The 26915-nt window shown below is 72.7% G+C and carries 22 protein-coding genes and 1 tRNA gene; 9 read left to right on the plus strand and 14 right to left on the minus strand.

Going from position 1 to position 26915, the window contains the following annotated elements; all coding sequences use genetic code 11:
* The first annotated feature begins 4 nt into the window (after positions 1 to 4).
* Positions 5 to 862 (plus strand): ABC transporter ATP-binding protein, encoded by an 858-nt coding sequence (locus tag ACZ5XZ_RS24845; RefSeq protein ID WP_468981615.1) that lies wholly within the window; start codon positions 5 to 7, stop codon positions 860 to 862.
* Positions 859 to 1575, plus strand: coding sequence for an ABC transporter ATP-binding protein (locus ACZ5XZ_RS24850; protein ID WP_468981617.1), 717 nt, complete (start codon positions 859 to 861; stop codon positions 1573 to 1575). The genes ACZ5XZ_RS24845 and ACZ5XZ_RS24850 overlap by 4 nt, the downstream gene beginning before the upstream one ends.
* A 74-nt stretch (positions 1576 to 1649) precedes the next feature.
* Here ACZ5XZ_RS24850 and ACZ5XZ_RS24855 read toward each other — a convergent pair whose 3' ends face one another.
* A complete protein-coding gene (locus ACZ5XZ_RS24855; RefSeq protein WP_384437711.1) occupies positions 1650 to 2303 on the minus strand; it encodes an ANTAR domain-containing response regulator in 654 nt (217 codons plus the stop codon).
* An 89-nt stretch (positions 2304 to 2392) separates the two neighbouring features.
* On the opposite strand from ACZ5XZ_RS24855, the gene ACZ5XZ_RS24860 reads away from it, so the two are divergent.
* A tRNA-Leu gene (locus tag ACZ5XZ_RS24860) sits at positions 2393 to 2475 on the plus strand.
* Between the two features lie 83 nt (positions 2476 to 2558).
* Positions 2559 to 3347, plus strand: a complete 789-nt coding sequence (locus ACZ5XZ_RS24865) for a helix-turn-helix domain-containing protein (protein ID WP_468981620.1) — start codon at positions 2559 to 2561, stop codon at positions 3345 to 3347.
* A 56-nt stretch (positions 3348 to 3403) separates the two neighbouring features.
* Here ACZ5XZ_RS24865 and pyk read toward each other — a convergent pair whose 3' ends face one another.
* The 6 genes from pyk to ACZ5XZ_RS24895 all read right to left on the minus strand — a co-directional run bounded on the left by pyk (position 3404) and on the right by ACZ5XZ_RS24895 (position 12909).
* On the minus strand, positions 3404 to 4840 hold the full coding sequence (gene pyk, locus ACZ5XZ_RS24870; protein ID WP_468981621.1) for a pyruvate kinase: 1437 nt from the start codon (positions 4838 to 4840) through the stop codon (positions 3404 to 3406).
* 156 nt (positions 4841 to 4996) lie between these two features.
* Complete coding sequence (locus tag ACZ5XZ_RS24875; protein WP_468981623.1) at positions 4997 to 5743, minus strand: SIMPL domain-containing protein; 747 nt, start codon at positions 5741 to 5743, stop codon at positions 4997 to 4999.
* Between the two features lie 187 nt (positions 5744 to 5930).
* Positions 5931 to 7361, minus strand: a complete 1431-nt coding sequence (locus tag ACZ5XZ_RS24880) for a lysine N(6)-hydroxylase/L-ornithine N(5)-oxygenase family protein (RefSeq protein ID WP_468981626.1) — start codon at positions 7359 to 7361, stop codon at positions 5931 to 5933.
* Positions 7358 to 8761, minus strand: coding sequence for a pyridoxal phosphate-dependent decarboxylase family protein (locus ACZ5XZ_RS24885; protein ID WP_468981627.1), 1404 nt, complete (start codon positions 8759 to 8761; stop codon positions 7358 to 7360). Before ACZ5XZ_RS24885 ends, ACZ5XZ_RS24880 begins: the two co-directional genes overlap by 4 nt.
* A 206-nt stretch (positions 8762 to 8967) precedes the next feature.
* A complete protein-coding gene (gene pepN, locus ACZ5XZ_RS24890; protein WP_468981629.1) occupies positions 8968 to 11517 on the minus strand; it encodes an aminopeptidase N in 2550 nt (849 codons plus the stop codon).
* A gap of 516 nt (positions 11518 to 12033) precedes the next feature.
* On the minus strand, positions 12034 to 12909 hold the full coding sequence (locus tag ACZ5XZ_RS24895; protein ID WP_468981630.1) for a helix-turn-helix domain-containing protein: 876 nt from the start codon (positions 12907 to 12909) through the stop codon (positions 12034 to 12036).
* Positions 12910 to 13097: 188 nt separating this feature from the next.
* Between ACZ5XZ_RS24895 and ACZ5XZ_RS24900 the strand changes: the two genes are divergently transcribed.
* Positions 13098 to 14909, plus strand: coding sequence for a glycoside hydrolase family 35 protein (locus ACZ5XZ_RS24900; protein WP_468981632.1), 1812 nt, complete (start codon positions 13098 to 13100; stop codon positions 14907 to 14909).
* A 36-nt stretch (positions 14910 to 14945) separates the two neighbouring features.
* Here ACZ5XZ_RS24900 and ACZ5XZ_RS24905 read toward each other — a convergent pair whose 3' ends face one another.
* The 4 genes from ACZ5XZ_RS24905 to ACZ5XZ_RS24920 all read right to left on the minus strand — a co-directional run bounded on the left by ACZ5XZ_RS24905 (position 14946) and on the right by ACZ5XZ_RS24920 (position 20003).
* Positions 14946 to 18074: an endo-alpha-N-acetylgalactosaminidase family protein gene (locus ACZ5XZ_RS24905; protein ID WP_468981633.1), complete on the minus strand. Its 3129-nt coding sequence runs from the start codon at positions 18072 to 18074 to the stop codon at positions 14946 to 14948.
* 130 nt (positions 18075 to 18204) lie between these two features.
* Positions 18205 to 18693, minus strand: a complete 489-nt coding sequence (locus tag ACZ5XZ_RS24910) for a hypothetical protein (protein WP_468981636.1) — start codon at positions 18691 to 18693, stop codon at positions 18205 to 18207.
* A 59-nt stretch (positions 18694 to 18752) separates the two neighbouring features.
* Positions 18753 to 18974, minus strand: coding sequence for a hypothetical protein (locus ACZ5XZ_RS24915; RefSeq protein ID WP_468981638.1), 222 nt, complete (start codon positions 18972 to 18974; stop codon positions 18753 to 18755).
* Positions 18975 to 19196: 222 nt separating this feature from the next.
* Positions 19197 to 20003, minus strand: coding sequence for a S1 family peptidase (locus tag ACZ5XZ_RS24920; protein WP_468981639.1), 807 nt, complete (start codon positions 20001 to 20003; stop codon positions 19197 to 19199).
* 266 nt (positions 20004 to 20269) lie between these two features.
* Between ACZ5XZ_RS24920 and ACZ5XZ_RS24925 the strand changes: the two genes are divergently transcribed.
* Positions 20270 to 21169 (plus strand): RING finger protein, encoded by a 900-nt coding sequence (locus tag ACZ5XZ_RS24925; protein ID WP_468981641.1) that lies wholly within the window; start codon positions 20270 to 20272, stop codon positions 21167 to 21169.
* Between the two features lie 30 nt (positions 21170 to 21199).
* Here the strand turns inward: ACZ5XZ_RS24925 and ACZ5XZ_RS24930 are convergent, their stop codons facing one another.
* Positions 21200 to 22453, minus strand: coding sequence for an alpha/beta hydrolase family protein (locus ACZ5XZ_RS24930; protein WP_468981643.1), 1254 nt, complete (start codon positions 22451 to 22453; stop codon positions 21200 to 21202).
* Between the two features lie 85 nt (positions 22454 to 22538).
* On the opposite strand from ACZ5XZ_RS24930, the gene ACZ5XZ_RS24935 reads away from it, so the two are divergent.
* Positions 22539 to 23510 (plus strand): ArsR/SmtB family transcription factor, encoded by a 972-nt coding sequence (locus tag ACZ5XZ_RS24935; RefSeq protein WP_468981645.1) that lies wholly within the window; start codon positions 22539 to 22541, stop codon positions 23508 to 23510.
* A 49-nt stretch (positions 23511 to 23559) separates the two neighbouring features.
* Here the strand turns inward: ACZ5XZ_RS24935 and ACZ5XZ_RS24940 are convergent, their stop codons facing one another.
* Positions 23560 to 24261, minus strand: a complete 702-nt coding sequence (locus tag ACZ5XZ_RS24940; protein WP_468981648.1) for an alpha/beta fold hydrolase — start codon at positions 24259 to 24261, stop codon at positions 23560 to 23562.
* Positions 24262 to 24431: 170 nt separating this feature from the next.
* Between ACZ5XZ_RS24940 and ACZ5XZ_RS24945 the strand changes: the two genes are divergently transcribed.
* Positions 24432 to 25478 (plus strand): LacI family DNA-binding transcriptional regulator, encoded by a 1047-nt coding sequence (locus tag ACZ5XZ_RS24945; protein WP_468981651.1) that lies wholly within the window; start codon positions 24432 to 24434, stop codon positions 25476 to 25478.
* Positions 25479 to 25517: 39 nt separating this feature from the next.
* Here the strand turns inward: ACZ5XZ_RS24945 and ACZ5XZ_RS24950 are convergent, their stop codons facing one another.
* Complete coding sequence (locus ACZ5XZ_RS24950) at positions 25518 to 26267, minus strand: MBL fold metallo-hydrolase (RefSeq protein ID WP_468981653.1); 750 nt, start codon at positions 26265 to 26267, stop codon at positions 25518 to 25520.
* A 141-nt stretch (positions 26268 to 26408) separates the two neighbouring features.
* Here ACZ5XZ_RS24950 and ACZ5XZ_RS24955 point away from each other — a divergent pair, with 141 nt between their 5' ends.
* Positions 26409 to 26906: a hypothetical protein gene (locus ACZ5XZ_RS24955; protein ID WP_468981655.1), complete on the plus strand. Its 498-nt coding sequence runs from the start codon at positions 26409 to 26411 to the stop codon at positions 26904 to 26906.
* Positions 26907 to 26915 lie beyond the last annotated feature (9 nt).

Here is a 26915-nt window from a genome sequence, read left to right on the forward strand (position 1 = left end):
CACCATGACCACACCCACCATCACCGCCACCGACACCCTCCTCGAAGCATCCGGTGTCACCATGCGCTTCGGCGGACTCACCGCCGTACGCGGCGTCGACCTCACCGTCAACAGCGGCGAGATCGTCGGCCTCATCGGCCCCAACGGCGCCGGCAAGACCACCTTCTTCAACTGCCTCACCGGCCTCTACACCCCCACCGAGGGCACGGTCAGCTACCGAGGCACCCGCCTCTCCCGCAAACCCCACCTCGTCACCCAGGCCGGCATAGCCCGCACCTTCCAGAACATCCGCCTCTTCGCCAACATGACCGTCCTGGAGAACGTCCTCGTAGGCCGTCATACGCGCACAAAAGAAGGCCTCTGGTCGGCACTGCTCAGAGGCCCCGGCTTCAAAAAGGCCGAACTCGGCAGCGAAGAACGCGCCATGGAACTCCTCGAATTCACCGGACTCGCCCACAAACGCGACCACCTCGCCCGCAACCTCCCCTACGGCGAACAACGCAAGCTCGAAATCGCCCGCGCCCTCGCCAGCGAGCCCGGACTCCTCCTGCTCGACGAACCCACCGCGGGCATGAACCCCCAGGAAACCCGCGCCACCCAGGAACTCGTCTTCGCCATCCGCGACCAGGGCACCGCCGTACTCGTCATCGAGCACGACATGCGGTTCATCTTCAACCTCTGCGACCGCGTCGCCGTGCTCGTCCAAGGCCAAAAACTCATCGAAGGAACCGCGGACGTCGTCCAGGCCGACGAACGCGTCATCGCCGCATACCTCGGGGAACCCGTGGCACCGGACACCACCAGCGACACCGCGGAGCCGGCCCACCAGCCGGCCGAGGAGCAGACCGGAGACACCCCATGACCGCACTTCTCGAGGTCGAGGACCTCCGCGTCGCCTACGGCAAGATCGAAGCCGTCAAGGGCATCTCGTTCTCCGTCGAAGCAGGTCAGGCGGTCACCCTCATCGGCACCAACGGCGCCGGAAAGACCACCACCCTGCGCACCCTCTCCGGCCTCCTCAAGCCGCTCGCCGGAAAGATCACCTTCGACGGACAGCCGCTCAACGGCGTGCCCGCCCACAAGATCGTCGAACTCGGCCTCGCCCACTCCCCCGAAGGCCGCCGGCTCTTCCCCCGCCTCACCATCGCCGAGAACCTCCAGCTCGGCGCCTTCCTCCGCAAGGACGCCGGCGGCATCGAATCCGACATCCAGCGGATCTACGACCTCTTCCCCATCCTCGGGGAACGCCGCAAACAAGCCTCCGGAACCCTCTCCGGCGGCGAACAGCAAATGCTCGCCATGGGCCGCGCCCTGATGTCCCGCCCCAAACTCCTCATGCTCGACGAACCCTCCATGGGCCTTTCGCCGATCATGATGCAGAAAATCATGGAGACCATCCGCGAACTCCGCTCCGAAGGCACCACCATCCTGCTGGTGGAACAGAACGCCCAGGCCGCCCTCTCCCTCGCCGACCACGCCCACGTCATGGAAATCGGCCGCATCGCCCTCTCCGGCACCGGCGAATCGCTCCTCCACGACGAATCCGTCCGCAAGGCGTACCTGGGCGAGGACTGACCACCCCACTCCCCCAAACAAGCGGCCCCGCACCGGTGTCCACCGGTACGGGGCCGCCCACGCACAACGCGCGACTACTGGTCCTTCTTCTGCTTCTTCTCCTCGGCGTCCTCGATGACCGCCTCGGCGACCTGCTGCATCGACAGCCGGCGGTCCATCGACGTCTTCTGGATCCAGCGGAAGGCGGCCGGCTCCGTCAGCCCGTACTGCGTCTGCAGAATGCTCTTCGCCCGGTCCACCAGCTTGCGCGTCTCCAGCCGCTGCGTGAGGTCCGCGACCTCCTTCTCCAGCGTCTTCAGCTCGGTGAACCGGCTCACCGCCATCTCGATCGCCGGCACGACATCGCTCTTGGAGAACGGCTTCACCAGATACGCCATCGCGCCCGCGTCCCGCGCCCGCTCCACCAGCTCACGCTGCGAGAACGCGGTCAGCATCAGCACCGGCGCGATGCTCTCCTCGGCGATCTTCTCGGCCGCCGAGATACCGTCCAGAACCGGCATCTTCACGTCCAGGATCACCAGGTCGGGGCGGTGCTCCCGGGCCAGGTCCACGGCGGTCTGCCCGTCCCCGGCCTCGCCGACGACGGTGTAGCCCTCCTCCTCCAGCATCTCTTTGAGATCGAGACGGATGAGAGCCTCGTCCTCGGCGATCACGACGCGCGTGGTCAGCGGCGGGACATGCGACTGATCGTCATCGGCGACGGGCTGCTCGGGCTCGGCGGCGCTCACGGGACTCCTCGTTCCAGGCAGGTGGTGCCATTGCAGCCTACCTAGAGGCGGCCGCCGTGATGCACACGGTAGGGTGTCTCTCGCAACCGGCCCGGTTGGTGGAACTGGTCAGACACGCGGCTCTCAAACAGCCGTGCCCTTGGGCATGTGGGTTCGAATCCCACACCGGGCACCTCAAACAAGCGGAATCGCACCTTCGCGTGATTCGCACGCACTTTCGTTCCGTCCTCGCAATTCGTCACGCACAGTGATGTCATGAGATTCCACGGCACAGACGTGCGGCACAAGGCAATCACCCAGCTCCGCGCGGGGGCAAGGAACGCGGATGTGGCCCGCGCACTGGGCATCCCCCTCGGCACCATCGGCTACTGGCTGCACATGGACCGCGCCGAGCGCGGCGAGTGTCCAGGAGCCCACGATCCGAAATGCCCACGGTGTGACGGGCGTGAGCTCGACGCAGCCGCGTACTCCTACCTCCTCGCCCTCTACCTGGGCGACGGCCACATCATCCAGTACTCGGCACACCGCGTACCGAGTCTCATGATCACATGCGGCGACGACTGGCCAGGCCTCATGGACGCCTGCGAAGCCGCGATGCGCGCGGTCTTCCCGGAGAACTCCGTGTGCCGCGTCAGCAGGACCGGCTGTCACAACGTGAAGGTCTACTCCAAGCACTTATGGTGCATGTTCCCTCAGCACGGCGAGGGAAAGAAGCACGAGCGGCCGATCGTCCTCGAAGCGTGGCAGCAGCAGATCGTGGACGAGTACCCCTGGGAGTTCCTCCGCGGGCTCATCCACTCCGACGGCTGTCGGATCACCAACTGGACCACCAGGACGGTCGGCGGGCAGCGCAAGCGCTACGAATACCCGCGGTACTTCTTCAGCAACAAGTCCGACGACATTCGCAGGCTCTGCTCGGACACCCTCACGAAGGTCGGGGTCGAGTGGACGACCCTCGCCCGCGGCAGCGACCCGTTCAACATCTCCGTGGCCCGGCGCGCCTCCGTCGCCCTCATGGACCAACACATCGGGCCGAAGTACTGACAGGGACGGCAGTCAGTTCCTTCGGCCCAGCGGGTTCAAGTGTGGTGCCGGTGGGGCTACTTCGGGGCGTCGTCCTCGCCGATGTGGTGGACGCGGACGAGGTTGGTGGAGCCGGGGACGCCGGGCGGGGAGCCGGCGGTGATGATGACGACGTCGCCCTTCTGGCAGCGGCCGATCTTCAGCAGCTGCTCGTCGACCTGGGCGACCATCTCGTCGGTGGAGTCGACGGTCGGGCCGAGGAAGGTCTCCACGCCCCAGCTGACGTTGAGCTGGGAGCGGGTGGCCGGGTCGGGGGTGAAGGCCAGGAGCGGGATCGGCGATCGGTAGCGGGAGAGGCGGCGGACGGTGTCGCCGGACTGGGTGAAGGCGACGAGGAACTTGGCGCCGAGGAAGTCGCCCATGTCGGCGGCGGCGCGGGCGACGGCGCCGCCCTGGGTGCGGGGCTTGTTGGCCTCGGTGAGCGGCGGGAGGCCCTTGGCGAGGAGGTCTTCCTCGGCGGCTTCGACGATACGGCTCATCGTCTTGACCGTTTCGGTGGGGTATTTGCCGACGCTGGTTTCGCCGGAGAGCATGACGGCGTCGGTGCCGTCGATGACGGCGTTGGCGACGTCGGAGGCTTCGGCGCGGGTGGGGCGGGAGTTGTCGATCATCGAGTCGAGCATCTGGGTGGCGACGATGACCGGTTTGGCGTTGCGCTTGGCGAGTTTGATGGCGCGCTTTTGGACGATCGGCACGGTTTCGAGGGGCATTTCGACGCCGAGGTCGCCGCGGGCGACCATGATGCCGTCGAAGGCGGCGACGATGTCGTCGATGTTGTCGACGGCCTGGGGCTTTTCGACCTTGGCGATGACGGGGAGGAAGCGCTCTTCTTCGCGCATGATGCGGTGGACGTCTTCGATGTCGCGGCCGCTGCGGACGAAGGAGAGGGCGATGATGTCGGCGCCGTAGCGCAGGGCCCAGCGGAGGTCGTCCTCGTCCTTTTCGGACAGGGCGGGGACGGAGACGGCGACGCCGGGGAGGTTCAGGCCCTTGTGGTCGGAGACCATGCCGCCTTCGATGACCTTGGTGTGGACGCGGGGGCCGGTGACTCCCGTGACCTCCAGGGTCACCTTGCCGTCGTCGACGAGGATGCGTTCGCCGGTGGTGACGTCGTCGGCGAGGCCGGGGTAGGTGGTGCCGCAGAGGTGGCGGTCGCCTTCGGTGGACGGTTCGACGGTGATGGTGAACTCGTCGTCGCGTTCGAGAAGTACGGGGCCTTCCCGGAATCGACCCAGGCGAATCTTCGGGCCTTGAAGGTCGGCGAGGATGCCGACGCTGCGGCGGGTTTCTTCGGAGGCTTTGCGGACCCGGTCGAATCGCGCCTCGTGGTCGGCGTAGGTGCCGTGGCTGAGGTTGAAGCGGGCGATGTCCATTCCGGCCTCGACGAGGGCTTTGATCTGCTCGTACGAGTCGGTGGCGGGTCCCAGTGTGCAGACGATCTTTGCTCGGCGCATGTTTCGACTCTATGACTTACCGGGCGGTAGGGAACTGTGAAGAAGTGACTGCTCAACGAGCGCTGAGTGAAAGGCTGTTGACAAGTATTGGAATGCGCGCGGCGGCGCTCCGATGAGCAGATTTCCGCCCTCGCGCGGCGGCGTCTCACAGTGTGGTCATAGTGCGGGGCGGGTCATCGTAAAGCGTGCGTTGACATTGGCGTAGACGGTTTGACGCTGGGGTTCGAGGTCGAGGGCGGGGGCGGATTCCTGGACGGGGGCGCCGCCGTAGCCGGCGAAGGAGCGCATGGCGGGGGCGGCGGGGGCGGCGCCCTCGGCGCCGAGGTCGGCGAGTTCGACGATGGCGTCGAGGCGGGCGCCGAGGGCTTCGGCGTATTCGCGGGCGCGCTGGACGGCTTCGCGTACGGCTTGGGTGCGGGCGTCGCGGTGGGCGGGTGAGTCGTGGCGCAGGGCCCACCAGGGGCCGTCGACGCGGGTGAGGTCGAGGTCGGCGAGGCGGGTGGTGAGTTCCCCGAGGGTGGTGAAGTCGTTGAGGGTGGCGGTGTGGGTGACGCGTCCGTGGTAGGCGCGGATGCGTTCGTGGCGGCCCTTTTCGGTGAGTTGGGGGGTGAGGCTGAAGGCGCCGGTTTCGAGCTTTTCGATGGCGTCGCCGTAGCTCTTGATGAGGGTGAGGGCCTGTTCGTTGCGGCGGGTGAGGTCGGTGAGGGCGGCGGTGCGGTCGGTGCCGCGGGCACTGACGGTGACGGTGATGCGGGCGATCTCGGGGTCGACTTCGAGGCGGGCTTCGCCGCGTACGGCGAGGCGGGGGGTGTCGGGGGTGCCGTAGGGCAGGGCGGTGGGGGTGGCGGGGGTGGTGTCGATGGGGGTGTCTTCGATGGGGGCGTCGTGTGTGGGGTCGGTCATGGGGGCTCCTCGGGGTGTGGGTGGGCGAAGGGTTGCATATCGCGCAGGGGTGGGGTGGGAGTTTGGGCCGGTGGGGGTACGGCGGGCGTGGGTGCGCTGGGGCAGCCCTCACATCAAAGCCATGGGCATGACAATCGCCATCTCTGAGGGGCGGCGGCGGTGCCGGGGAGGCACCCGCCGCCGTGGGTCAGTGGCGTGGGACGAGGGTGGATCCCTGGCGGGGGACGGTGCCGGCCCGGCCCGTGGCGGGCTGGGGAAGGCCGAAGGTGGTGAAGGCGGTGCGGGTGGGGAGGGGGTAGGGGGTGGCCTGGGTGAGGGAGTTGAGGATGGTGGCGCTGCGCCAGGCGGCGAGGCCCAGGTCGGGGGCGCCGACGCCGTGTGTGTGGGTTTCGGCGTTCTGGACGTAGAGGGAGCCGGTGACGCCGGGGTCGAGGACCAGGCGGTGGTCGGCGTCGATGCGGGGGCGCTCGCCGGCGTCGCGGCGTACGTAGGGGTCGAGGGCGGCGAGGAGGGTGTCCAGGCGGCGTTCGCGGTAGCCGGTGGCGAGGACGACGGCGTCGGTGGTGAGGCGGGAGCGGGTGCCTTGCTGGGGGTGGTCGAGGTGGAGTTCGACTTTGGTGGTGCCGACGCGGCCGGCGGTGCGTACGGAGACGCCGGGGGTGAGGGTGGCGTCGGGCCATCCGCCGTCGAGGGTGCGGCGGTAGAGCTCGTCGTGGATGGCGGCGAGGGTGTCGTGGTCGATGCCCTTGTGGAGCTGCCATTGGCGGGGGACGAGGTCGTCGCGGACGCGTTCGGGGAGGGCGTGGAAGTAGCGGGTGTAGTCGGGGGTGAAGTGTTCGAGGCCGAGTTTGCTGTATTCCATGGGGGCGAAGGCGGGGGTGCGGGCGAGCCAGTGGATGCCTTCGCGGCCGGTGGGGCGGGCGCGGAGCTGGTCGAGGAAGATCTCGGCGCCTGACTGGCCGGCGCCGATGACGGTGATGTGGTCGGCGGCGAGCAGTTGCTCGCGGTGGTCGAGGTAGTCGGCGGAGTGGATGACGGGGACGGCGGGGGCGTCGGCGAGCGGGCGGAGCGGGACGGGGATGTGGGGGGTGGTGCCGATGCCGAGGACGAGGTTGCGGGCGTAGGTGCGGCCGAGTGCTTCGGCTTCGCCTTCGGTGCCGAGTTGGGTGAAGTCGACCTCGAAGGCTTCGTGTTCGGGGTTCCAGCGCACGGCGTCGATCTGGTGGCCGAAGTGGAGGCTGGGGAGGTTCTCGCTGACCCAGCGGCAGTAGGCGTCGTATTCGGCGCGGTGGATGTGGAAGCGCTCGGCGAAGTAGAAGGGGAAGAGGCGTTCGCGGGTCTTGAGGTAGTTGAGGAAGCTCCAGGGGCTGGCGGGGTCGGCGAGGGTGACGAGGTCGGCGAGGAAGGGGACTTGGAGGGTGGCGCCGTCGATGAGCAGGCCGGGGTGCCAGCGGAAGGCGGGGCGCTGGTCGTAGAAGGCGGTGCGCAGTTGGGTGAGGGGGTGGGCGAGGGCGGCGAGCGAGAGGTTGAAGGGGCCGATGCCGATGCCGGCGAGGTCGAGGGGTGCGTCGGGGCTCGCGGTGTGGGTGGTGATGGGGGTTTCGGGAGCGGTGCTCATCGGGGGATGTGGCCTTCCACGAGTTTGAGGAGGGTGGTGAGGTCTCCGGTTTGGGTGTGGGGGTTGAGGAGGGTGGCCTTGAGCCAGAGGCCGGTGGGGGTGGTGGCTCGGCCCAGGACGGCTTGTCCGTCGGTGAGGAGGGTGCGGCGGATGGTGGCGAGGGTGGTGTCGTCGGCGTTGGTGGGGCGGAAGAGGACGGTGCTGAGGGTGGGGCGGGAGTGGAGTTCGTAGTGGGGGTGGGCCTCGATGAGGTCGGCGAGGGCCTGGGCGGCGGCGAGGGTGCGGTCGACGAGTTCGCCGAGGCCGTGGCGGCCGAGGGCTTTGAGGGTGACGGCGATTTTGAGGATGTCGGGGCGGCGGGTGGTGCGCAGTGAGCGGCTGAGGAGGTCGGGGAGGCCGGCCTCGGTGTCGTCGTCGGCGTTGAGGTAGTCGGCCTGGTGGGTGAGGGGGGCGAGGGTGGCGGGGTCGGGGACGGCCAGGAGGCCGGCCGCGACCGGTTGCCAGCCGAGTTTGTGCAGGTCGAGGGCGACGGTGTGGGCGCGGGTGAGGCCTTCGAGGGCGGTGTGGTGGGTGTCGCTGAAGAGGAGGGGTCCGCCGTAGGCGGCGTCGATGTGGAAGCGGGCGCCGTGGTGTTCGGCGAGGTCGGCGAGGGCGGGGAGGGGGTCGATGGCGCCGGAGTCGGTGGTGCCTGCGGTGGCGGCGAGGAGGACGGGGCCGGTGTGTCCGGTGAGGTTGGCCAGGCAGGTGTGGACGGTGTCGGGGGCGAGGGTGCCGTCGGGGGTGGGGAGGGTGAGGGGTTGGGGGAGGCCGAGGAGCCAGGCGGAGCGGTGGATGGAGTGGTGGGCGTTGGCGCCGCAGACGATCTGGAGGGGGGCGTTGCCGGCGGCGCTCTCCCGGGCGAGGAGGATGCCGAGCTGGTTGGATTCGGTGCCGCCGGTGGTGACCAGGGCGTCGGGGGCGGTGGCCTGGGGGTAGACGAGCCCGGCGAGGGCGCGGCTGGCGAGGGCTTCGAGTGCGGAGGCGGCGGGGGCCTGGTCCCAGGAGTCCATCGAGGGGTTGAGGGCGCCGGCGGCGAGGTCCGCCGCGGTGGCGAGGGCCAGTGGCGGGCAGTGCAGATGGGCGGCGCAGTGGGGGTCGGCGGGGTCGGCAGCGCCGGCGGCGAGGGTGTGGACGAGGGTGCGCAGGGCGGCGTGCGGTCCGGTGCCGTGCTCGGGCAGCAGGGGGTGGCAGGCGTCGTGTACGGCGCGGGCGACGGCGTCGGGGCCGCCGGCCGGGAGGGGGCCGGCGCGGTCCTCGGCGCCGGTGGTGAGGGCGTCGAGGACGGTGTCGAGGAGGGGGCGCAGTGCGCGGGGGCCGTTGGTGCCGCCTGCGAGGGCGGTGCCGGCAGGGGGCACGGACATGGATGCGCTCTTCCGTGAGGGGCGTTCGGGCTGCGCCGCGAAGGCCGTCCGTTCGGACAGTCGTTAGGCGGCCCTAAGTTACTGCCCCGATACGCTGCGCATCCAGCGCTTGCGGTCATACCACCCGAAAGTGGTACGGGTGTACCGCAGTGTTCGGGTGCCGCCGGCTGCCGGTCCGGCGGCACCCGCTGTGCGGGGGGTGTGCGCTATGCGCCGCTGCCCGTGGCGGCGGCCCGTACCGCCAATGCCCGCCGCAGGTCGTCGAGTTGGTCGATGAGCTTGCGGCGGAGGGCGGGGGTGGGGTCGCCGTCGGCGAGGCAGGTCTCGCCGAGGCGGAGGGTGTCCTCCTCGACGACGACGGCGGGGAAGGCGTCGCGGCCGGCGGCAGCGGCGAGGGCGGGGCCGCGGGCGGCGGCGAGGGCGGGGACGTCGGTGAAGTAGCGGGCGACGTAGGGGCGGAGCAGGTCGTGGTGCTCGGGTGCCCAGAAGCCGGTGGCGGTGGCGGTGAAGAGGTAGTTGGACAGGACTGGTTTCTCGCCGGTCTCGTCGGTGGTGAACAGGGCGTCCCAGGCGGCCTGTTTGGCGGCGGGGTCGGGGAGGGCGGCGTGGCAGCGGGCGGCGCCCTCGCGGCCGGTGGCGCTGGGGTCGCGGGTGAGTTCGGCGTCGATCAGCGCGGGGGTGGCGGCGCCGAGGGTGGCGAGCCGGCCGAGGATGCGCCAGCGCAGTTCGGGGTCGAGGTGCGGGCCGCCGGGGACGCTGCCGTCGTCGAGCCAGTCCTGTATGCCCTCGGGGGTGGTGGCGCTGGAGATCAGGGCGCGGACGGCGACCAGCCGCAGTCCGGTGGCGGTGCCGTTCTCGGGGCCTTCGGTGCGGCGGAGTATGTCGCGGCTGAGGGCGGTGAGGGTGGTCAGGGCGGTGTGGCGCTCCTGGGCGGTCAGGTAGCGGTCGGCGATCTGGGTGCGGGCGAAGGCCAGGACGCCTTGGACGATGGCGAGGTCGGTCTCGTGCGGGAGGTGGGCGCGGGCGGCGTCGAGGTAGGCGGTGGGCGGCAGTTCGCCGTCGCGGACCATGTCGCGGGCGGCGTTCCACACGACGGCGCGGGTCAGCGGGTCGGGCAGGCCGGACAGGGCGGCGAGGGCGGTTTCCCAGGAGCGGGCGTCGAGGCGGACCTTGGCGTAGGTGAGGTCCTGGTCGTTGAGCAGGAGCAGGGCGGGGCGGCCGCCGGGCGCGGTGTGGTCGCCGGCGTGTGGCAGGTCCCAGGAGAGCGGGGCGCGCGGGAGGAGGCGGCCGGGGGTGTGCGGGTCGTGGTCGTAGAGGCCGACGGTGAGGTGGTGGGGGCGGGTGCCGTCGGAGCTTCCGGTCTGGTGGACGGCCAGGCTCCAGTGGCCGTCGGCGCCTTCGCGGACTTCGGGGGTGAGGGTGTCGACTCCGGTGGTGCGCAGCCAGCGCGCGGCCCAGGCGTGGACGTCGCGGTCGGTGGCGCGGGCGAGGGAGTCGATGAAGTCGGCGAGGGTGGCGTTGCCGAAGCGGTGCCGGGCGAAGTGGTCGTTGATGCCGGTGAGGAAGTCCTTGTTGCCCATCCAGGCGACGAGCTGGCGCAGGGCGGAGGCGCCCTTGGCGTAGGAGATTCCGTCGAAGTTGAGGAGGGCGGAGGCGGTGTCGGGGACGTCCTCGGGGGTGGGGGCCACGGGGTGGGTGGAGGGGCGCTGGTCGGCGTCGTAGCCCCAGCCCTTGCGGGCGACGGCGAAGTCGGTCCAGGTGTCGGTGAAGCGGGTCGCTTCGGCCAGGACCTGGTAGCCCATGTACTCGGCGAAGGACTCGTTGAGCCAGATGTCGTCCCACCACTGGAGGGTGACCAGGTCGCCGAACCACATGTGGGCCATCTCGTGGGAGATGACCATGCCGCGGGTCTGGCGCTCGGTGTCGGTGACGGCGGAGCGGAAGACGAACTCGTCGCGGAAGGTGACCAGGCCCGGGTTCTCCATGGCGCCGGCGTTGAATTCGGGGACGAAGGCCTGGTCGTAGGAGTCGAAGGGGTAGGGCTCCTCGAAGATCTCGTGGTAGCGGTCGAAGCAGCGGCGGGTGAGGTCGAGGAGCTCCTCGGCGTCGGCGTCCAGGTGGGGCGCGAGGGAGCGGCGGCAGTGGATGCCGAAGGGCAGTCCGGCGTGTTCGGTGCGTACGGAGTGCCAGGGGCCGGCGGCGACGGCGACGAGGTAGGTGGAGATCAGCGGGGTGGGGGCGGCCTTCCAGCGGCCCTGGCCGAGGTGCTCGGTGATGCCGTTGGCGAGGACGCTCCAGCCTTCGGGGGCGGTGACGGACAGCTCGAAGACGGCTTTGAGGTCGGGCTGGTCGAAGGCGGCGAAGACGCGCTGGACGTCGTCCATGAACAGCTGGGTGTAGACGTAGGCCTCGCCGTCGGCGGGGTCGGTGAAGCGGTGCATGCCCTCGCCGGTGCGGGAGTAGCGCATGGTGGCGTCCAGGCGCAGTTCGTGGTCCCCGGGGGCCAGGCCGGTGAGCGGGAGGCGGTTGTCGTCGAGCGTCTTGGGGTCGAGCGGGTGGCCGTCGAGGGTGGCGGAGTGCAGCTCGGCGGGCTTGAGCTCGACGAAGGTGTCGCCGGCCGCTCGTGCGGTGAAGTGGATCACCGTACGGGAGCCGAACCGCTCCTCACCGTGGGTGAGGTCGAGTTCGACGGCGTAGCGGTGGACGTCGATGAGTCGGGCTCGGGTCTGCGCCTCGTCGCGCTGCAGTGCGGGCATGGGGACATGCTGCCGTACGGCCGGTGGGCGGTGCACGGGGGTTTGACGGGCTCTGGGCGGGGCCGACGTGGTCGTGTCACGCGGCGGTCACTGGGGGTCGCGTGTCTCGCCGCGGGGGCTTGTGCGGTGCGGGGTTCGTCGGTGTCGCGGGGGCCGGAGGGGCCGCACGGGGGTCCGTCCTCGGCGCGGGCGCCTCTGGTACGCGGTGACGTCACCCCGTTGTTCGCTCCGGGTCCTGCGGGCGGACCCCCGTACGTCCCCTCCGGCCTGCGTGTGTCCCCGTCTGCCGCCCGGTGGCACCACCGGCAAGCGCTGACCGTCATCGGTACGGTCGGTCAGCCGCCCACGTGGACGGTCGGAGGGGATGCCCCGTGCCCCGCCCGCAGGACCGGAGCGGACGCCGGGGCGAGTTCTGCACGTACCAGAGGCGCCCGCGCCGAGGACGGGGTACGGGGTGTCCCCTCCGGCCCCCGCACAACGAAGCGAGCGCGCACCGGGCCGACAGCCAACCCGGGCTCAGCGCACCAGCGGTGGGTCGTCGGGGTCGGGGATCTGTGTGGACCAGCCGCCGGGGACGGAGCGGACCTGGCGGTCGCGGAAGCGGACCGGGGCGGTGCCGACGCGGCGGGTGAACAGGCGGCTGAAGTAGGCGGGGTCGTCGTAGCCGATCCGGCGGGCCACCGCGGCGACGGGGAGGTCGGTGCCGATGAGGAGTTCCTTGGCCCGGCCGAGCCGGATGCCGAGGAGGTAGTCCTTGGGGCTGCAGCCGGCGCCGCGCCGTACGGCGGTGCGCAGTTCGGCGGGGGTCATGCCGTGCCGGGCGGCGTGCTCGGCGACGGTGAGCGGCAGGAAGGCGTCCCGGGCCAGGGCGCCCAGGACGGGGTCGCCGTCGGCGTCGGTGTCGGCGCGGGCGCGGCGCAGGGCGACCAGGAGTTCGTGGACGGCGGCGGCGGTCTCCACCTCCAGCAGGGGGTTGCCGCGTCGCGCCGCGCGGGCGATGCGGCCGACCGCGGTCCGGGCCGGTCCGGTGTCGGCGAGCGGTACGAGGGGCCGGTCCGGCTCGATGTAGCCGAGTTCGGTGTAGGTCGCGGCGGCCGGGCCGGTGAAGTCGACGAAGCTCTCGTCCCAGCCGGTTTCGGCGTCGGCCCCGTAGTGGTGCGGTACGCCGGGGATGAGCCACATCAGGGCGGGGGCGGTGACCGGCCGGCGGCGGCCGTCGGGGGCGGTGTACCAGCCGCGGCCGGCGCTGATGACGAGGGCGACGTGGTGGTCGAGGGTGCGCGGGCCGACCGTGGGCAGGGTGCCGTGCTGCAGGCCGACGCCCAGGCACACCAGGCCGAGCCGGTGGTGGACCGGGCTCGGGGTGAAGTACCGCATCCAGGTGTGGTACATGCCCGGACCTCCCGTCGTTTGACGCCGCTGCCGTAGTGGCGGAGTCCGCCGCCGTGCCCTCGCGGCGGGGCCGCCGTGCCGCTCCGTCGAACCGTCCAACGAGGGCCGATCTTTGTCCATGGACCGCCGCGCCGCCAGAGGGTGAGGCTGACCGATGACGCGGCAGAACGACACAGGGGCGGGGTGGCGTGGCGCAATTCGCGGTGGGTGAGCGGGACTTCACGCTGGACGGGCGGCCGGTGCGGCTGCTGTCCGGGGCGTTGCACTACTTCCGGGTGCACGAGGGGCAGTGGGGTCATCGGCTGGCGATGCTGAGGGCGATGGGCCTGAACTGCGTGGAGACGTATGTGCCGTGGAACCTGCACGAGCCGCGGCCCGGTGAGTTCGCCGACCCCGAGGCGCTGGGCCGGTTCCTGGACGCGGCGCGGGCCGCGGGGCTGTGGGCGATCGTCCGCCCGGGGCCGTACATCTGCGCGGAGTGGGAGAACGGCGGGCTGCCGCACTGGCTGACCGGGCCGCTGGGCCGGCGGGTGCGGACGCGGGACGCGGCGTTTCTGCGGGCCGTGGACGCCTGGTTCGCGCGGCTGCTGCCGCAGGTCGTGGCGCGGCAGTGCACGGCGGCGCCGGGGGACGGCGGCCCGGGCGGCGGTCCGGTGGTCATGGTGCAGGTGGAGAACGAGTACGGCTCGTACGGCAGCGACGCCCGCTATCTGGCGCACCTCGTGGAGCGGCTGCGCGAGCTGGGGGTGCGGGTGCCGCTGTTCACCTCGGACGGGCCCGAGGAGCACATGCTCAGCGGCGGGTCGGTGCCCGGCGTGCTCGCCACCGTCAACTTCGGTTCGGGGGCGCGGGAGGCGTTCGCGGCGCTGCGGCGCCGTCAGCCGGACGGGCCGCTGACGTGCATGGAGTTCTGGTGCGGGTGGTTCGCGCACTGGGGCCGGGCGGAGGCCCCGCGCGCCCCTGAGGACGCGGCGGCGGCGCTGCGCGAGGTGCTGGAGTGCGGTGCCTCGGTCAACATCTACATGGCGCACGGCGGCACCAGCTTCGGCGGGTGGGCGGGGGCCAACCGCGCGGGTGAGCTGCACGACGGGGAGCTGCGGGCGACCGTCACGTCGTACGACTACGGGGCGCCGGTCGATGAACGGGGGCGTCCGACGGAGAAGTTCTGGCGCTTTCGGGAGGTCCTCGCCCAGTGGGCGGACGGGCCGCTGCCCGAGGTGCCGGAGCCGCCGCCGGGGCTGGCGGCTCCGGCGGCGGTGGGGGTGGAGCAGTGGGCGCCGGCCGGGGAGGTGATGGCGGCGCTGGGCGGCGACGAGGTCGAGGGGGCCGTCCCGGCGACGTTCGAGGAGCTGGGTGTGGACCGGGGGCTGGTCCGCTACCGGGTGGCGGTGCCGGGGCCGCGGGGCCGCTATCCGCTGCGGGTGAGCGGGCTGCGGGACCGGGCGGTGGTGTACGTCGACGGGGAGCGCCGGGCGGTGGTGGACACCGAGGACGCCGTGGTCGGGGAGGTGGCGGGGCCGGCGTCGGTGGAGCTGTGGGTGGCGTCGCTGGGGCGGGTCAATTACGGGCCGCGGCTGGCCGAGCCCAAGGGGATCGTGGGCGGGGTGCTGCACGAGCGGCAGTATCTGCACGGCGTACGGTCGCGGGGGCTGCGGCTGGACGCGCTGGAGGAGGCCGGGGCGGTGGCGAGGATCCCGTTCCGGGGGGTGGCGGGGGCCGGCGGGGATCCGGGGCTGTACCGGGGGACGGTGACGGTGACCGGGCGGGCCGGGGACGCCGATCTCGTGCTGCCGGGCTGGCGCCACGGGGTCGCCTGGATCAACGGGTTCTGCCTGGGCCGCTACCGTTCCGTGGGGCCGCAGCGCGCCCTGTTCGTGCCGGGCCCGGTGCTGCGCGAGGGCCGCAACGAGCTGCTGCTGTGGGAGTGGGAGGGCGCCCCGGCCCTGGTGGGGGAAGGGGCGGGGGCGCCCGGTCTGGGGCCCTGCGCGGCGCAGGGCTGAGGGGGCCGTGGGGGCGCACCGACCCGCCCCCACGGCCTACACCTCGCGCACCTCGAACGTGTCGAGGACGAACTCCGCCGTGCCGTCGTCGCCGGTCTTGCGCAGTCCGACCCAGGCCTCGCCGCGGTCGGGTGCGGTGAACTCGTAGGTGTGGGTGGTGGGTCGGGGGGCGACGGGCAGGGGGCTGCGGGCCAGTTCGCGGGGTGCGGGCTCGTCGACGGCGGTGATCCAGGCGTACTGGCCGGCCGTTTCGTTCTCGTAGCGGAAGGTGACCCGGTAGCGGCGGCCGGCGGTGAAGCGGACGGTGTGCGGGACGGTCCGGTAGACCAGGCCGGTGTTCTCGCCGCGTGACTTGAGCGACTGGTGGCCGTCGATGACGTCGTCGACGGCCTTGCCGTTCCAGCCGCGCTGGGTGAACGGGGCGTGCCGCTGGGCGATGTGGGTGCGGGGGTCGGTGCTGCCGCCCGCGTCGCCCTTGACGAAGACTCCCCAGCCCTGGGGGACGTGCTCGAAGTCCTCGTGGACCAGGGTGCCTTTTTTGGCGGTGGGCTCGGCGGGGACGACGCGGACGTTGTCGAACCGGACCCGGGCCCGGCCCGCCGCGGCGGTGAGGGCGAGGGTGACCGGGCCGCCGCCTTCGGGGACGGTGAAGCGGGTGAAGAGGCGCTGGAAGCGGGTGCCGGACTTGCGGTCGGCCGCCACGTAGTTGCCGGCGGTGGAGGTGTCGGTCCAGTTGGTGGCGGTGACGCCGTCGGCGGTGCGGACCTCCAGGGCGGCCCGCCGCCGCTCGCCCGGCTTGGCGCCGACCTCGATCTGCACGGAGGCGGCGTAGGTGCCGGGGGCGAGCCGGGTGAGTTTCTGGGCGACGGTGGCGGCGGCGCCCGCGTCGACGACCAGCTCGTAGTCGCCCAGGTCGGTGCGTCGCACCGAGGCCGGGCCGGTGGTCTGCCAGGCGTCGAGGGTTCCGGAGTGGAAGCCGGGGTCGGCCAGCGCGGTGCCCTCGCCCCAGCCGGGGTCGCCCTGGGCGGGGGCCCGGTCGCGGTAGAGGACGTAGGCGACGCCGGGCTGTGCGGTGAGGGTGATCCGGCCGCCGGTGACGGGGATCGGGGTCTCCTGGGTGCGGCCCTGGTCGGTGAGCCGGTAGGCGTGCACGGTGGCGGCCGACGACCAGCCGCGGGGCAGGGTCCAGCTGGTGGTGCCGCCGCGGGGGTTGTAGTGGTAGAGCTTGCCGGGGTCGGTGGCGCGGCGGGGCTCCCAGGGCAGCAGGTAGGTGCCGCCGTCGTAGACCAGGCGGCCGTCGGTGGTGATCTTGCGGGTGCCGCTGTCCGGCGCTCCGCCTCCGCTCTTCGACGAGTCCACCGAAGCGGAGCCGGCGTCGCTGACCGTGGTCCGGGTGGGGCCCTCGAAGGTGATCTCGTGTGCTCCCCAGGTCTTGATGGGGTACGCCTGGAGGTACTTGGCGGGCAGTGCCTCGGTCCAGATGATCGTGTGGAAGGCGTGCCAGTCGGTCTTGCCGACCCAGCCCTCGAAGTTGCCCATCCGGCCGTTGCCCAGCAGCGTGGGCCACTTGTCGGCGAAGACGTCCTTGTGGTGGTTGCGCAGGAAGCGGATCAGCTGGGAGTTGATGCCGCGGGAGGTGTCGGGACCGTAGTCGGTCTCGGTGGCCCAGTGCGACCACAGGGCGGAGCGTTCCAGGCCGTGGCCCCATTCGGTGGTGAGGTGCCAGCCCTGGTCGCGCAGATGGCGCTGGAGGCGGTCGGAGTTCCAGCCGGATTCGCGGAAGACGTCGATGTAGAGGGTGGTGAGGGCCGGATCGGTCTCCCGGCGCAGTTGCGCGAAGCGCCGGGCGATGTCGCCGGAGACCAGGTCGCGGCGGGCGTCGATGCGGTAGGACTGGTCGAGCCAGTCCCACTGCTTGTCGTCCTTGTCGACCAGCGTCTCGGAGAAGGCGTGCGCGACGGGGTAGGACTCGGTGGCGTTGACGTGCACCGCGAAGTCGCTGTTCCACTTCTTGCCGGCGCGGACCAGGGCGTTGAGGTCGGCGAGGCCGCCGGCCCGCTCGTTGTAGTTGCCGCCGTAGTCGGGGTGGGCGGAGTCGTGGCCTTCGGACTGGTAGCCCTTGAGGAGGGTGAACTGCCGCAGTCCGTCGGTGGCCAGCGCGATCCGTTTGACGTTGTCGAGGGTGGCGAGGAACGGGTTGGTGGCCTGGCTGGCGAAGTTGAACGGGATGTGTGCGACCACCCGTAGGTGCTGTTCGTCGGCGCCCAGCGGCATGACCATGATGTCGCGCAGCGCGATGGCGGCGTCCTGCCAGTCGGTGCGGCCGTCGCCGTTGCGGTCGCGGGTGACGATGACGGTGGCCTGCGGCAGCGGGTCGGTGGCGGCCGCTGGCTGCCCGGCCGCCCGGTGGGTCCACTGGCCGGGGACCAGTTGTGCCTTGACGAAGCCGTCGCCCTGGAGGGTCTGCCGCGTCAGCCGGCCGTTCTCCCAGGTGGTGGCGCCGGTGGGGGTGTCGTGAACGCTGTTGGTCTCGATGCCGGCGGCCAGCTGGTCGGTGGCGACGACGGCGTAGGCGCAGCCGGTGGGTGCGGCCTCGGCGGGGGTGGTGTCCAAGACCTTGATCAGGGTGTCGCCGCTCTTGGCCTTGTCCAGTTCGATGCGGGCGGCCAGCAGGGCGGCTCCGGGCTGGTCGCTGCGGACGCTGAGCAGGGCGAGGCCGGGGATCTCCAGGGTGCCGACGCGCAGCGCGGGGGTGTCGGCGACCTCGGTGACGCGCCAGGTGGTCTGCCACCCCTGGACGGCGATCTCGACGGTGATCTCGGTGCCGCCGTCGAAGGTGAGGGTGTAGGTGGCGCGGTCGGCGCGGGCCCGGTGGGTGACGTGGGGGGTGCGGGCGGTGCCGTCGACGAGTACCTGGGTGAGCGCGGTCTCCTGGCCGTGCAGCACGGCGCCGGTGCCGCGGTCGGTGTAGGAGACGATGCGCGGGAAGGCGGTGTCGACCCGGACCTCCAGTGCGTCGGACCGCAGCACCCGTTCGCCCGCGCGCGGTGCGGCCGCGGCGGAGGACGCGCCGAGCGGCAGGGCGCCGGCGACCGAGGCGAGCGCGGTGGCGGCGACGAGCTTTCTGCGGCTGGGCCCGCGCGGGGCACCTGTCTGTGGGTTCACGCGCGCTGTCCTCCCCTTCGGCGTGCACTGGCTGTCGGCGGACAGCGTGCTGCCGGGGCGGGGGGTGCGCCTATGGACAAAGGAGGGGCAGGTGTTGGACAGATGTCGCCGCCGGGGTCAGCCGGGCCGGTCACCGTCCAGGGGCAGTACGGCGATCAGCTCCCAGCCGCCCTCCGCGGCGGGGCCCGCGGCGAGCCGGCCGCCCATCGCCTCGGCCCGTTCGGTCAGTCCGGCCGGCCCGAAGCCACCGCCGAGCGCCTGGAACTGGCCCGTGCCAGCGCAGGATCATCGAGTAGGCGGCGACGACCACGGTGAGCACGCCGTAGACGACGGTGAAGGCGCCCAGCCGGATGTCGCGCATCGGGGCGAGGACGCAGGACAGGCCGAGCATCGGGCCCGGGAGGGCGGCGGTGCGGCCGGGGGCGCGGTGGACCACGGCGGTCAGCAGGACCAGCAGCGCGATCCCCTCCCCCAGGCCCCACACCTTCAGGGCGTGCTGCCCGGCGATCAGCACCGCCGAAGCGGCCAGCGAGACGGCGGCCGCCGTCCAGGCCCGTACGGTCGCCGGGATCCGGGCGAACGGCACCGCGCACAGGCAGACGACGACGGCGGTGGCCACGACGAGGGCGTGCGGGCGGGTGGGCCGTCGCGGGCCAGGCGGGACTCTGCGACCGCCCCCTAGGGGGTGGCCGAGCCCGGCCCATCGGACAGGCCCTGGCCCAGGACGGTGTGGGCGGGGCCGTCGGCGGTCGACTCCGACTCGACGGGGCCGTGGTCGTGGCCGCCCAGCAGGACGTAGGCCAGGGTCGCGGCGCAGGCGGCGAGGAGCAGGACGGCGGCGACCGTCACGCGGTGGTCGCGGTCGCGCGCCGGGGGCCGGGTGCGGGGCTCGGTGGACATGCCGTTCACGCTAGGGAGGGGCACGCGGGTGCGGCCATGGGCCCTAGGGCCGTCGTCGGCGCCACAGGGCCCGGCCGGATGGGTGCGTTTGGTCCCCGGCGCGGGCGGACCGACGTCCCGCGGGCGGGGGACCAAAGTCCCGGGCCCGGGGTCGGGAGCGGGGCACGGCGACGGCCCGGGGAGCCGCTGCTCCCCGGGCCGTGGTGTGCGGGGGTGGTGCGGTCAGCCGCCCAGTTCGCCCGCGGCCTTCTTGATGTCCGCGGCGAAGGTGCTCACCTCGCTGTAGACACCGGGCTTGCCGGGCCGCGCGCAGCCCTCGCCCCAGGAGACGATGCCGACCTGGAGCCACTCGCCGGCGTCGTCCTTGCGGAACATCGGGCCGCCGGAGTCCCCCTGGCAGGTGTCGACGCCGCCGGTGTCCAGCTTGCCGGCGCAGATCTCGTCGCCGGGCGTGAGCTGGTCGCCGTAGGCCTTCTTGCAGGTGGCGTCGTCCACAAACGGCACGGTCGCCTTGAGGAGGTAGCGCTGCTGGTCGCCGCCCTCCTTGTCGGCGCCCCAGCCGGCGATCTCGAAGTCGCCGTTGTTGAGCTTGTCGTTCTCGGCGATCTTCAGGGTCGGCTGGTCGATCGGCTTGGCGAGCTTGATCAGCGCCCAGTCCTTGCCCTTGCCGTTGTAGCCGGGGGCCTGGAGGACCTTGGTGGAGTTCACCTTGACGGCGCCGGAGTCCTCCAGGTCGACCACACCGGCGGTGGCGGTGATGGAGGTGTTGTCGCCGCTGCCGTCGACGCAGTGCGCCGCGGTGAGCACGATGTCCTTGGCGTAGAGGGCGCCGCCGCAGCCCATCGACAGCCGGACCATGAAGGGGTATTCACCCTGTTCGGCCTTGGTGCCGCCGACGACCTTGGTGTGGGACCCGGACGGGTCGGGGGCGGGGGCCGCGGAGGCCGAGCCGGGCTGGAGGCTGAAGGCGGCCAGGGCGATCGCGCCGAGGGCGGTGGTTCTTTTGAGGAGCTTCCGGTAGCTGCGCAACGGGCTTCCTTTCGTGGGGGGTTGCACGTCGCTGACGAGCCCATGCCAACACCGGAGCCGGACGTACCCGCCGAAAAGAGTGCGTGGAGGACGGCGGCACGCCGTAAGGCGTCCGGACCCAGTGGGGGATGAGTCCGTGAAGCGCCCTTGGATTATGTGGAGTGGGCGATCAGGGTGACAAGGGTGCGCATCCAGCCAACTCCCTTACTACCCACGCCCCGTACGGTCCATACCGGACGAACCAGGACAGTCGTAGAGTGGGCCGGGTGACCACTGGTGGCAGCGGTATCGAGCACGGATTCCCTCATCTCGACACGGTGCGTGCGGCCGTCCACGCCGTGTTCCAACGCCTGTCGTACGACACAGTGAGCACCTTTGCCACCAGCGTGCTTCCGGTCGACGTCGCCTTCGACGACACCGAGGACCTGTACCTGGGCGCGCAGCGCGTCGCGCACGCCCTGGTGCGGCAGCTGCGACTGCCGGACGCGCGGATGGTGGTCGGCTTCCGCGAGATGGAACACGCCGCGAACGTCGAACTCACCGCGGGACCGGAGTACTTCATCGAGCTCAACGACCGCTTCAAGAAGCACCGCAGGGACATCGGCGCCGCGCTGGCCCATGAGGTGATGCATGTCTACCTGCACCGCCTGGACCTGTCGTTCCCCGGCACCCGCGACAACGAGATCCTCACCGACACCGCGGCCGCCTACCTCGGCACCGGCTGGCTGCTGCTGGACGCCTACCGCGAGCACGGCCCGTTCTCCCAGAAGCTCGGCTATCTGACGCCGGAGGAGTTCGGCTATGTCCTCGCCAAGCGGGCGGAGTTCTTCGGTGAGGACCCGGCGCCGTGGTTCACCAGCCCGCAGGCCTGCGACGCGTATGCGGCGGGCGCGGCGCGGGCCCGCCAGGACGCGCGCCGGCCGCCGCTCGCCGGCGCCGGATGGGCCGCCCGGCTCCGCTACGCCAAGGACCGCCGGGCGGCGCGGGACCCGCGGCGCGCCGGCCGCCCGCCGGGCCCGGACGACGGCTACGACTTCGAGGGGCCGACGCCGCTGCGGGTGTCGTTCCGCTGCCCGGTGTGCGATCAGCGGATCCGGGTGCCGGTGCGCGGACGGCTCCAGGCGCGCTGCGGACTGTGCAAGTCCCTGCTGGACTGCGACACCTGAGCGGGCGCCGGCCCGTGGCGGGGCGGCGGGTCAGCGTCCGGGCAGGTGCCGGGCGAAGAACGACCGTATGTGGTGGCGCACCAGGGGCACCGAGACGGCCGGATCGATCGCGCCGACCAGCCGGACCCGGTCCTCGGGCGGCATCAGTCCGGCGGCCTGCAACTGGGGCGCCAGCGCGGCGTAGTCGGTGAACACCGCGTGCGCGGCGTGGTCGAGCTGCCGCCGGCGGGTGTGTCCGCGCGGGTGGGCGAGCATCGCCGACCAGGACCGCGCCAGCTCCGCGCGGCCGGGGAAGCCGTCGGTTCCCAGCAGGAGCAGCGGACGGTCCACCCCGTGACGGGCGACCGGAAACAGCTCCCCCTCCCGGCCGGGGCCGGGCGCCGGGTGGTCGAGATGGCCCTCCAGGTTGACCGCCGCGTCGATGCGGCGGTCCTCGTACATCGCCTCGGTCACGGCGGTGCCGCCGGCCGAGTGGCCGTAGGCGCCCACCCGCCGCAGATCCAGCGCTCGGCCGAGGCCTGGCGGCAGCGGGCGGCCGGCCGCGTCGGGGTTGCCGCCGGCCGCCAGGACCTCCAACTGGTCCAGCACGAAGCGGAGGTCCGCGATCCGGGTGCCGATCGCGGTGCGGAAGATCTCCGGAGAGGTCCGGGGATCGCCCCGGAAGACGGTCGGGCGGACCCGCTCGCGGCCCGCCCTCGCGGTGGGGAAGGCGACCTCACCGGCGTCGCCGGGGTGATCGACGGCCACCACCACACTGCCGTGGCTGGCCAGTTCCTCGGCGACCCCGGTGCCCAGGGTCCGCGGATCACCGCCTCCCGGGCTGTAGAGCAGCACCGGGCGCCGTACGGCCTGGGCGGGCGCGCCCCCGTGCGCGTGCGTCATGGTGGCCGCCCAGTTCACACCGGACTTGGGGAGGTGGTGGATCTCGGCGTCGATCTGCGCGAACAGCGCCGCGGCGTCCGCGGTCATCTGCGGTGCGACCGGGTGGCCGTGGACGGCGCGGGCCGGATACCACACCGTGGCCATCACCTCCCGTACGGCGAGGGCGGGTTCCCACGGATCGCGCCGGGCGGGGTCGGCCAGATACAGCGTGGTGTGGCCGATGCGGTGCGGACCGGTCGGCGCGGGCAGCCGCAGGGTGCGGCCGCCGGCGGGCGGCGCCGCCGCGGGCCGTGCCGGTGCGCGGCCGCCACCGGTGAGCAGCAGCGCGGCGGCCAGTGCGGCCGAGGTGGTGACGGTCCGCCGGGTCACCGCGCCGGCGCCATGAGTGAATGAGGAGGACATGACCTGAATGCTGGCGTCCGGCCGCGGCACGGGCGAACGTTGAGGGCCAGGCCGAAACGATGGCGCGGTGCCGCGGAGGAGAGTAGTGATCCGGATCCGTTTCACGGCCGCCGACTTCGCCCGGGTCCGCCTCGCGCCCCGGCCGGCCCCGCTGCAGGAGCTGAACGTGGCCCTGCTGCGGATGTGCCGACCCGACGACGCGGTGCTCTTCGGCCGCTGGCGGCAACGGCTGCTCCGGTCGCTGCCGGCCGCCGCCGAGCCCCTGGCAGACCTGGTCCCCGCCGGCGAAGCCCCCCAGTTCCTCGATGTGTTCAGTGACAGCCTGACCGAGGGGCTGGATACGGTACGGGCCGGCCGCCCGGAAGTGCTCCGCGCCGAGATCGAGCGGGTCTACGCCCGGCACCCGGCCCCGGTTCCGCCGTGGATCCACGCTCTGCACCGGGGCGACGCCGAGGCCTTTGAGCTCCTTCGCCGCGCACAGCGCGCGGCCTTCGAAACGGCCGTGCGCCCCGTGTGGCCCGTGGTGCAGGACCTGCACCGGGCGGAGTTCACCCGTTACGCGCTGACGGTGGCCGAGCACGGTGTCGGTGCCGCGCTCGAACGACTCGTGCCCGGCGGCCGACTCCGCGGGGACGTCTGGGAGTTCGCGGCACCCGGCGAGTCGGACCGCGCACTGCGCGGGCGCGGCCTGGTGCTCCAGCCCACCTTCCACTGGAGTGGCCCGCCCCTGATCGCCGACCTGCCCGGCCGCCCCCTGTACCTGACCTACCCGGCCGGTCCGGGCCTGCCGCTCACCCCGGCCGGGGCGGACGGCACTGCCGAGGCGCTGGCCGAGGTGCTGGGACGCACCCGCCTGGACATCCTGCTGCTGCTCGCGGCGGAGCACTCCACCACCGGGCTCGCCCGGCGACTGGGAGTCAGCAACGCCACCGCCTCCGCCCACACCGCCGCACTGCGCGGCGCGGGCCTGATCACCACGGTCCGCGCGGGCCGGTCCGTACGGCACCGGCGCACCGCCCTGGGAACGCTGCTGGTCCGGCGGCACGGCGCGGAATGAGGCAAGACCGGTGGCCATGGCCCATCGGACGGGCCCTGAGGGCCGCCCCCTACACCCACCCCTCCAGCCCCGTCAGGAAGCCGTCGAAGTCGTCGCGGTGGATGGTGTGGCCCGCGCCGGGCACCGTACGGACCTCGAAGCCCCGGTCGGTCAGGTCGGCGGTGGCCGCCGCCCCGTCCGGGAAGAGGAAGCCCTCCCCCGCGATCTGGACCAGCGAGCGGACGACCGGCTTCTCGGGCGTCCGGTCCTGGAACCGCTCGGCGGACAGCGCCAGTGCGGTCCCGGTGTCCCAGTCCGCGACCGTGGCGAGTTCGATGTCGACGTCGATGTCCTCCCAGCGCGGGTTGAAGCTCCGCACCATCGTGCGGTCGGCGGTCTTGAAGGTGGCGAACACGGCCGGGTCGACGGGCTGTTCGAGCCTGCCGAGCGACCACGCCGGTTCGCTGTAGACCGCGCGCCGCGGCTGCAGCCGCTCCACCGCCAGGGAGAGCGCCAGGCCGCCCAGGGAGTGCCCGATGGCGACTTCGGGGGCGGCCGGCAGGGTCTCGACCAGGTCGTCGGCGTACAACTCGACGCCGTAGTCGCCGCGCGGGCTGCGGCCGTGGCCGCGCAGATCGACGGCGATGACGCGGTAGCCCCGCTCGGCGAGCGCCGGGCCGACCCGGCGCCAGGTGCGGTGGTCGGACATTATGCCGTGGACCAGCACCGCGATCCGTTCGCCGGCGCCCCATTCATGGGTGTGCAGCTGCATGCCCGTGCCCTCCCTCTCCCGCAGGTCCGCTCCGGTCTCCCGGTGGTCCCGGACCCGGAGTTGCCCGGGGCCGGACCGCACCCGCCGACGTTACACGTGTCAGCACCCGTGCGGAATGTGCCGCGCCCCGCCCCGCCGGGCAAAACCGCTGTGCGAGGATGCGCAGCAGCATGACTGACCCAGCGGGCCCACGGGCCACCCCAACGCCCCCGACCAGCGCGGCCGTTGCCCGGCGCGCCGGGGTTTCCCGCGCGACGGTCTCGTACGTCCTGAACGGGCAGGCCGCCGGGCGGGTCGGCGAGCGCACCCAGGCGAGGGTGCGGGCGGCCGCCGAGGAGCTGGGGTATGTACCGCACGCCGCGGCCCGGAGTCTGCGGGCCGGCCGGGGCAGCATCGTGCTGCTGGCCGCGCGCGCCGACACGGTGCCGGTCTTCGGCCCGCTCTTCGCCCGGTTCCTGGCCAGCTTCCAGACCGCGCTGCACCGCCTCGGCTACACCGGCGTGCTGCACGGCGCGCCCGCCGCCTCCCCGGTGGCGGCCGCCCGCGCCTGGGCCGAACTGCGGCCGGCCGCCGTGCTGACGCTGCACGGCCCGCCGCTGGACGCGGCCGCCGTCGAGCTGCTGCACCGCTCCGGTACGGCCGCGGTCCTCACCCACGGTCCGGCGGCGCCCCCCGGCGCCCACACCCTCCTGCTCGACCAGCGGGAGGCCGGCCTGCGGGCGGGTGAGCATCTGCTGGCCGGCGGCCGGCGCCGGATCGGGGTGGTGCGCCCCGTCGAGCCGGAGCTCGCCGCCTTCGCCGAGCCCCGGCTGGCCGGCGTACGGGCCGCGGCCGCCGCCCGCCCCGGCGCCCAGGTGCGGCCGCTGGACCTCGCGCTCACCGAGGAGTCCGCGGCGCGGCTCGCCGCCGACTGGCCGCGGTGGGGCCTGGACGCGGTGTTCGCCTACAACGACGAGTACGCGATGCTGCTGATGCGTGCCCTCCAGGACGCCGGCCACACGATCGGTGCCGGCTCCCCCGACCACATCGCGGTGGTCGGGGCAGACGATCTGCTGCTGGCCCGGCTGCTGCGCCCCCGGCTGACCAGCGTCCGCGCCGAGATCACCGCACCGGACCGGATCGCGGAACTGGTCGACGCCCTCATCCGCGCCCCCGGCACCGCGCCCACGACCCACCGGCTGGGCACCTTCCACGTCCAGGCCCGCGACTCCGGCTGAGCCGACCGGCCGCCCGGGACGCCGAGCCGGGCGCACAGGTCACCGCCAGTCCGCCTCCGGGCGCGCCGCCGCGAGCACCTCCCGGGCGCCGGTGCGGATCGGCCGGCCGTGCGCCACGCACACCGTGTCGACGTCGTCGAGGGCGGCCAGCCGCCGGAAGGACGCGACGGCCGCCTCGCGCGCGACGTTGAACGGGCCGAGGACCGCACGGCCGCCGTCGGGGCCGGTGCCGATGACGTCGCCGGGGAACAGCATCCTGCTCCCGGGCAGGTGCAGCGCGATCCCGCCCGGCGTGTGGCCGGGGACATGGAGCACCCGGACCGGCTCCGGCCAGCCGTCGAGAGTGTCGCCGTCGTGCAGTTCGACATCGACCGCGCTATGGCGCAGCGGCGGGACCCCGGCGGCCGCGAACCCCGCCACGACCCCTTCGTGCAGCGTGCGTTCGGCGGCGGTGAGGACGGGCGCGGGCTCCGGGGCGGTCCCGCGGATGGAGGGGGCGTCCAGCGCGCCGGCCAGGACGCGGGCGCCGGTGGCGGCGACGAGGTCGGCGGCGGAGCCCATGTGGTCCAGGTGGGAGTGGGTGAGCACGATCTGCCGCAGTTGCTGCGGACGGCCGCCGATTCGGGCCAGCGCGTCGAGGATGGCGGGGGCCGAGCCCGGAACACCGGTGTCGACCAGCGCGTATCCGTCGTCGGGGAGGGCGACGGCGTACACGTGCCCCACGGGGAAGGGGAGCTGCCAGACGGTGGCGGTGATCCGGGTGGGGGTGGTCCGGGTGAGTGCGTCCATGGTCCGGACGCTAACGGGCGGCCGGGCCGCTGCGAACGGCTTGCGCCGTCGGCGGATTGCGCGCACCGCGAACACTCCCGGATCCGGCTGGAACCTGTCTTGCCTCCGGCACGTCACACAGCCGAACCAAGGAGGCATGTCATGCGAGGATCCCACCTCTCCCGCACCCGTTCGCTCGCCGCCGTGCTCGCGCTGGCGGCGTCCGGCGCCGTCGCCCTGTCCGGCTGCGGCCAGAAGCAGCAGACCGTGGGCAGCGCGCCCCCGCCGAAGAAGCCGGACGCCTTCGAGCGCCGGGCGGACCAGATAGTGCGGGACTGGCCGAAGGTCTCGCCGGTGCCGGGGCGGCAGGAGGCACTGCTGCCGCTGGTCGGCGCGGAGGGCCCCAAGGGCTCCGGGAGCAAGGACATACGGGAGATCACGGTGACCGTCGGGCACAGCGCCTGCGACGCCCGCTTCGGTGCGCGCAGCCACGAGTCCAAGGGGCTGGTGGTGGTGACCGGCTGGGGCAAGAAGAAGAGCGCCAAGGGGATGTGCACCGAGATGCTGGCCACCGACAAGGTGAAGATCAAGCTCAAGGGCGCGCTGGGCGACCGCAAGGTCGTGGACGCGGCCACCGGCAAGGAGCTGCTCAAGGGCTGACCGCCGCCG

It is taken from the genome of Streptomyces sp. NPDC033270 (assembly GCF_055576575.1).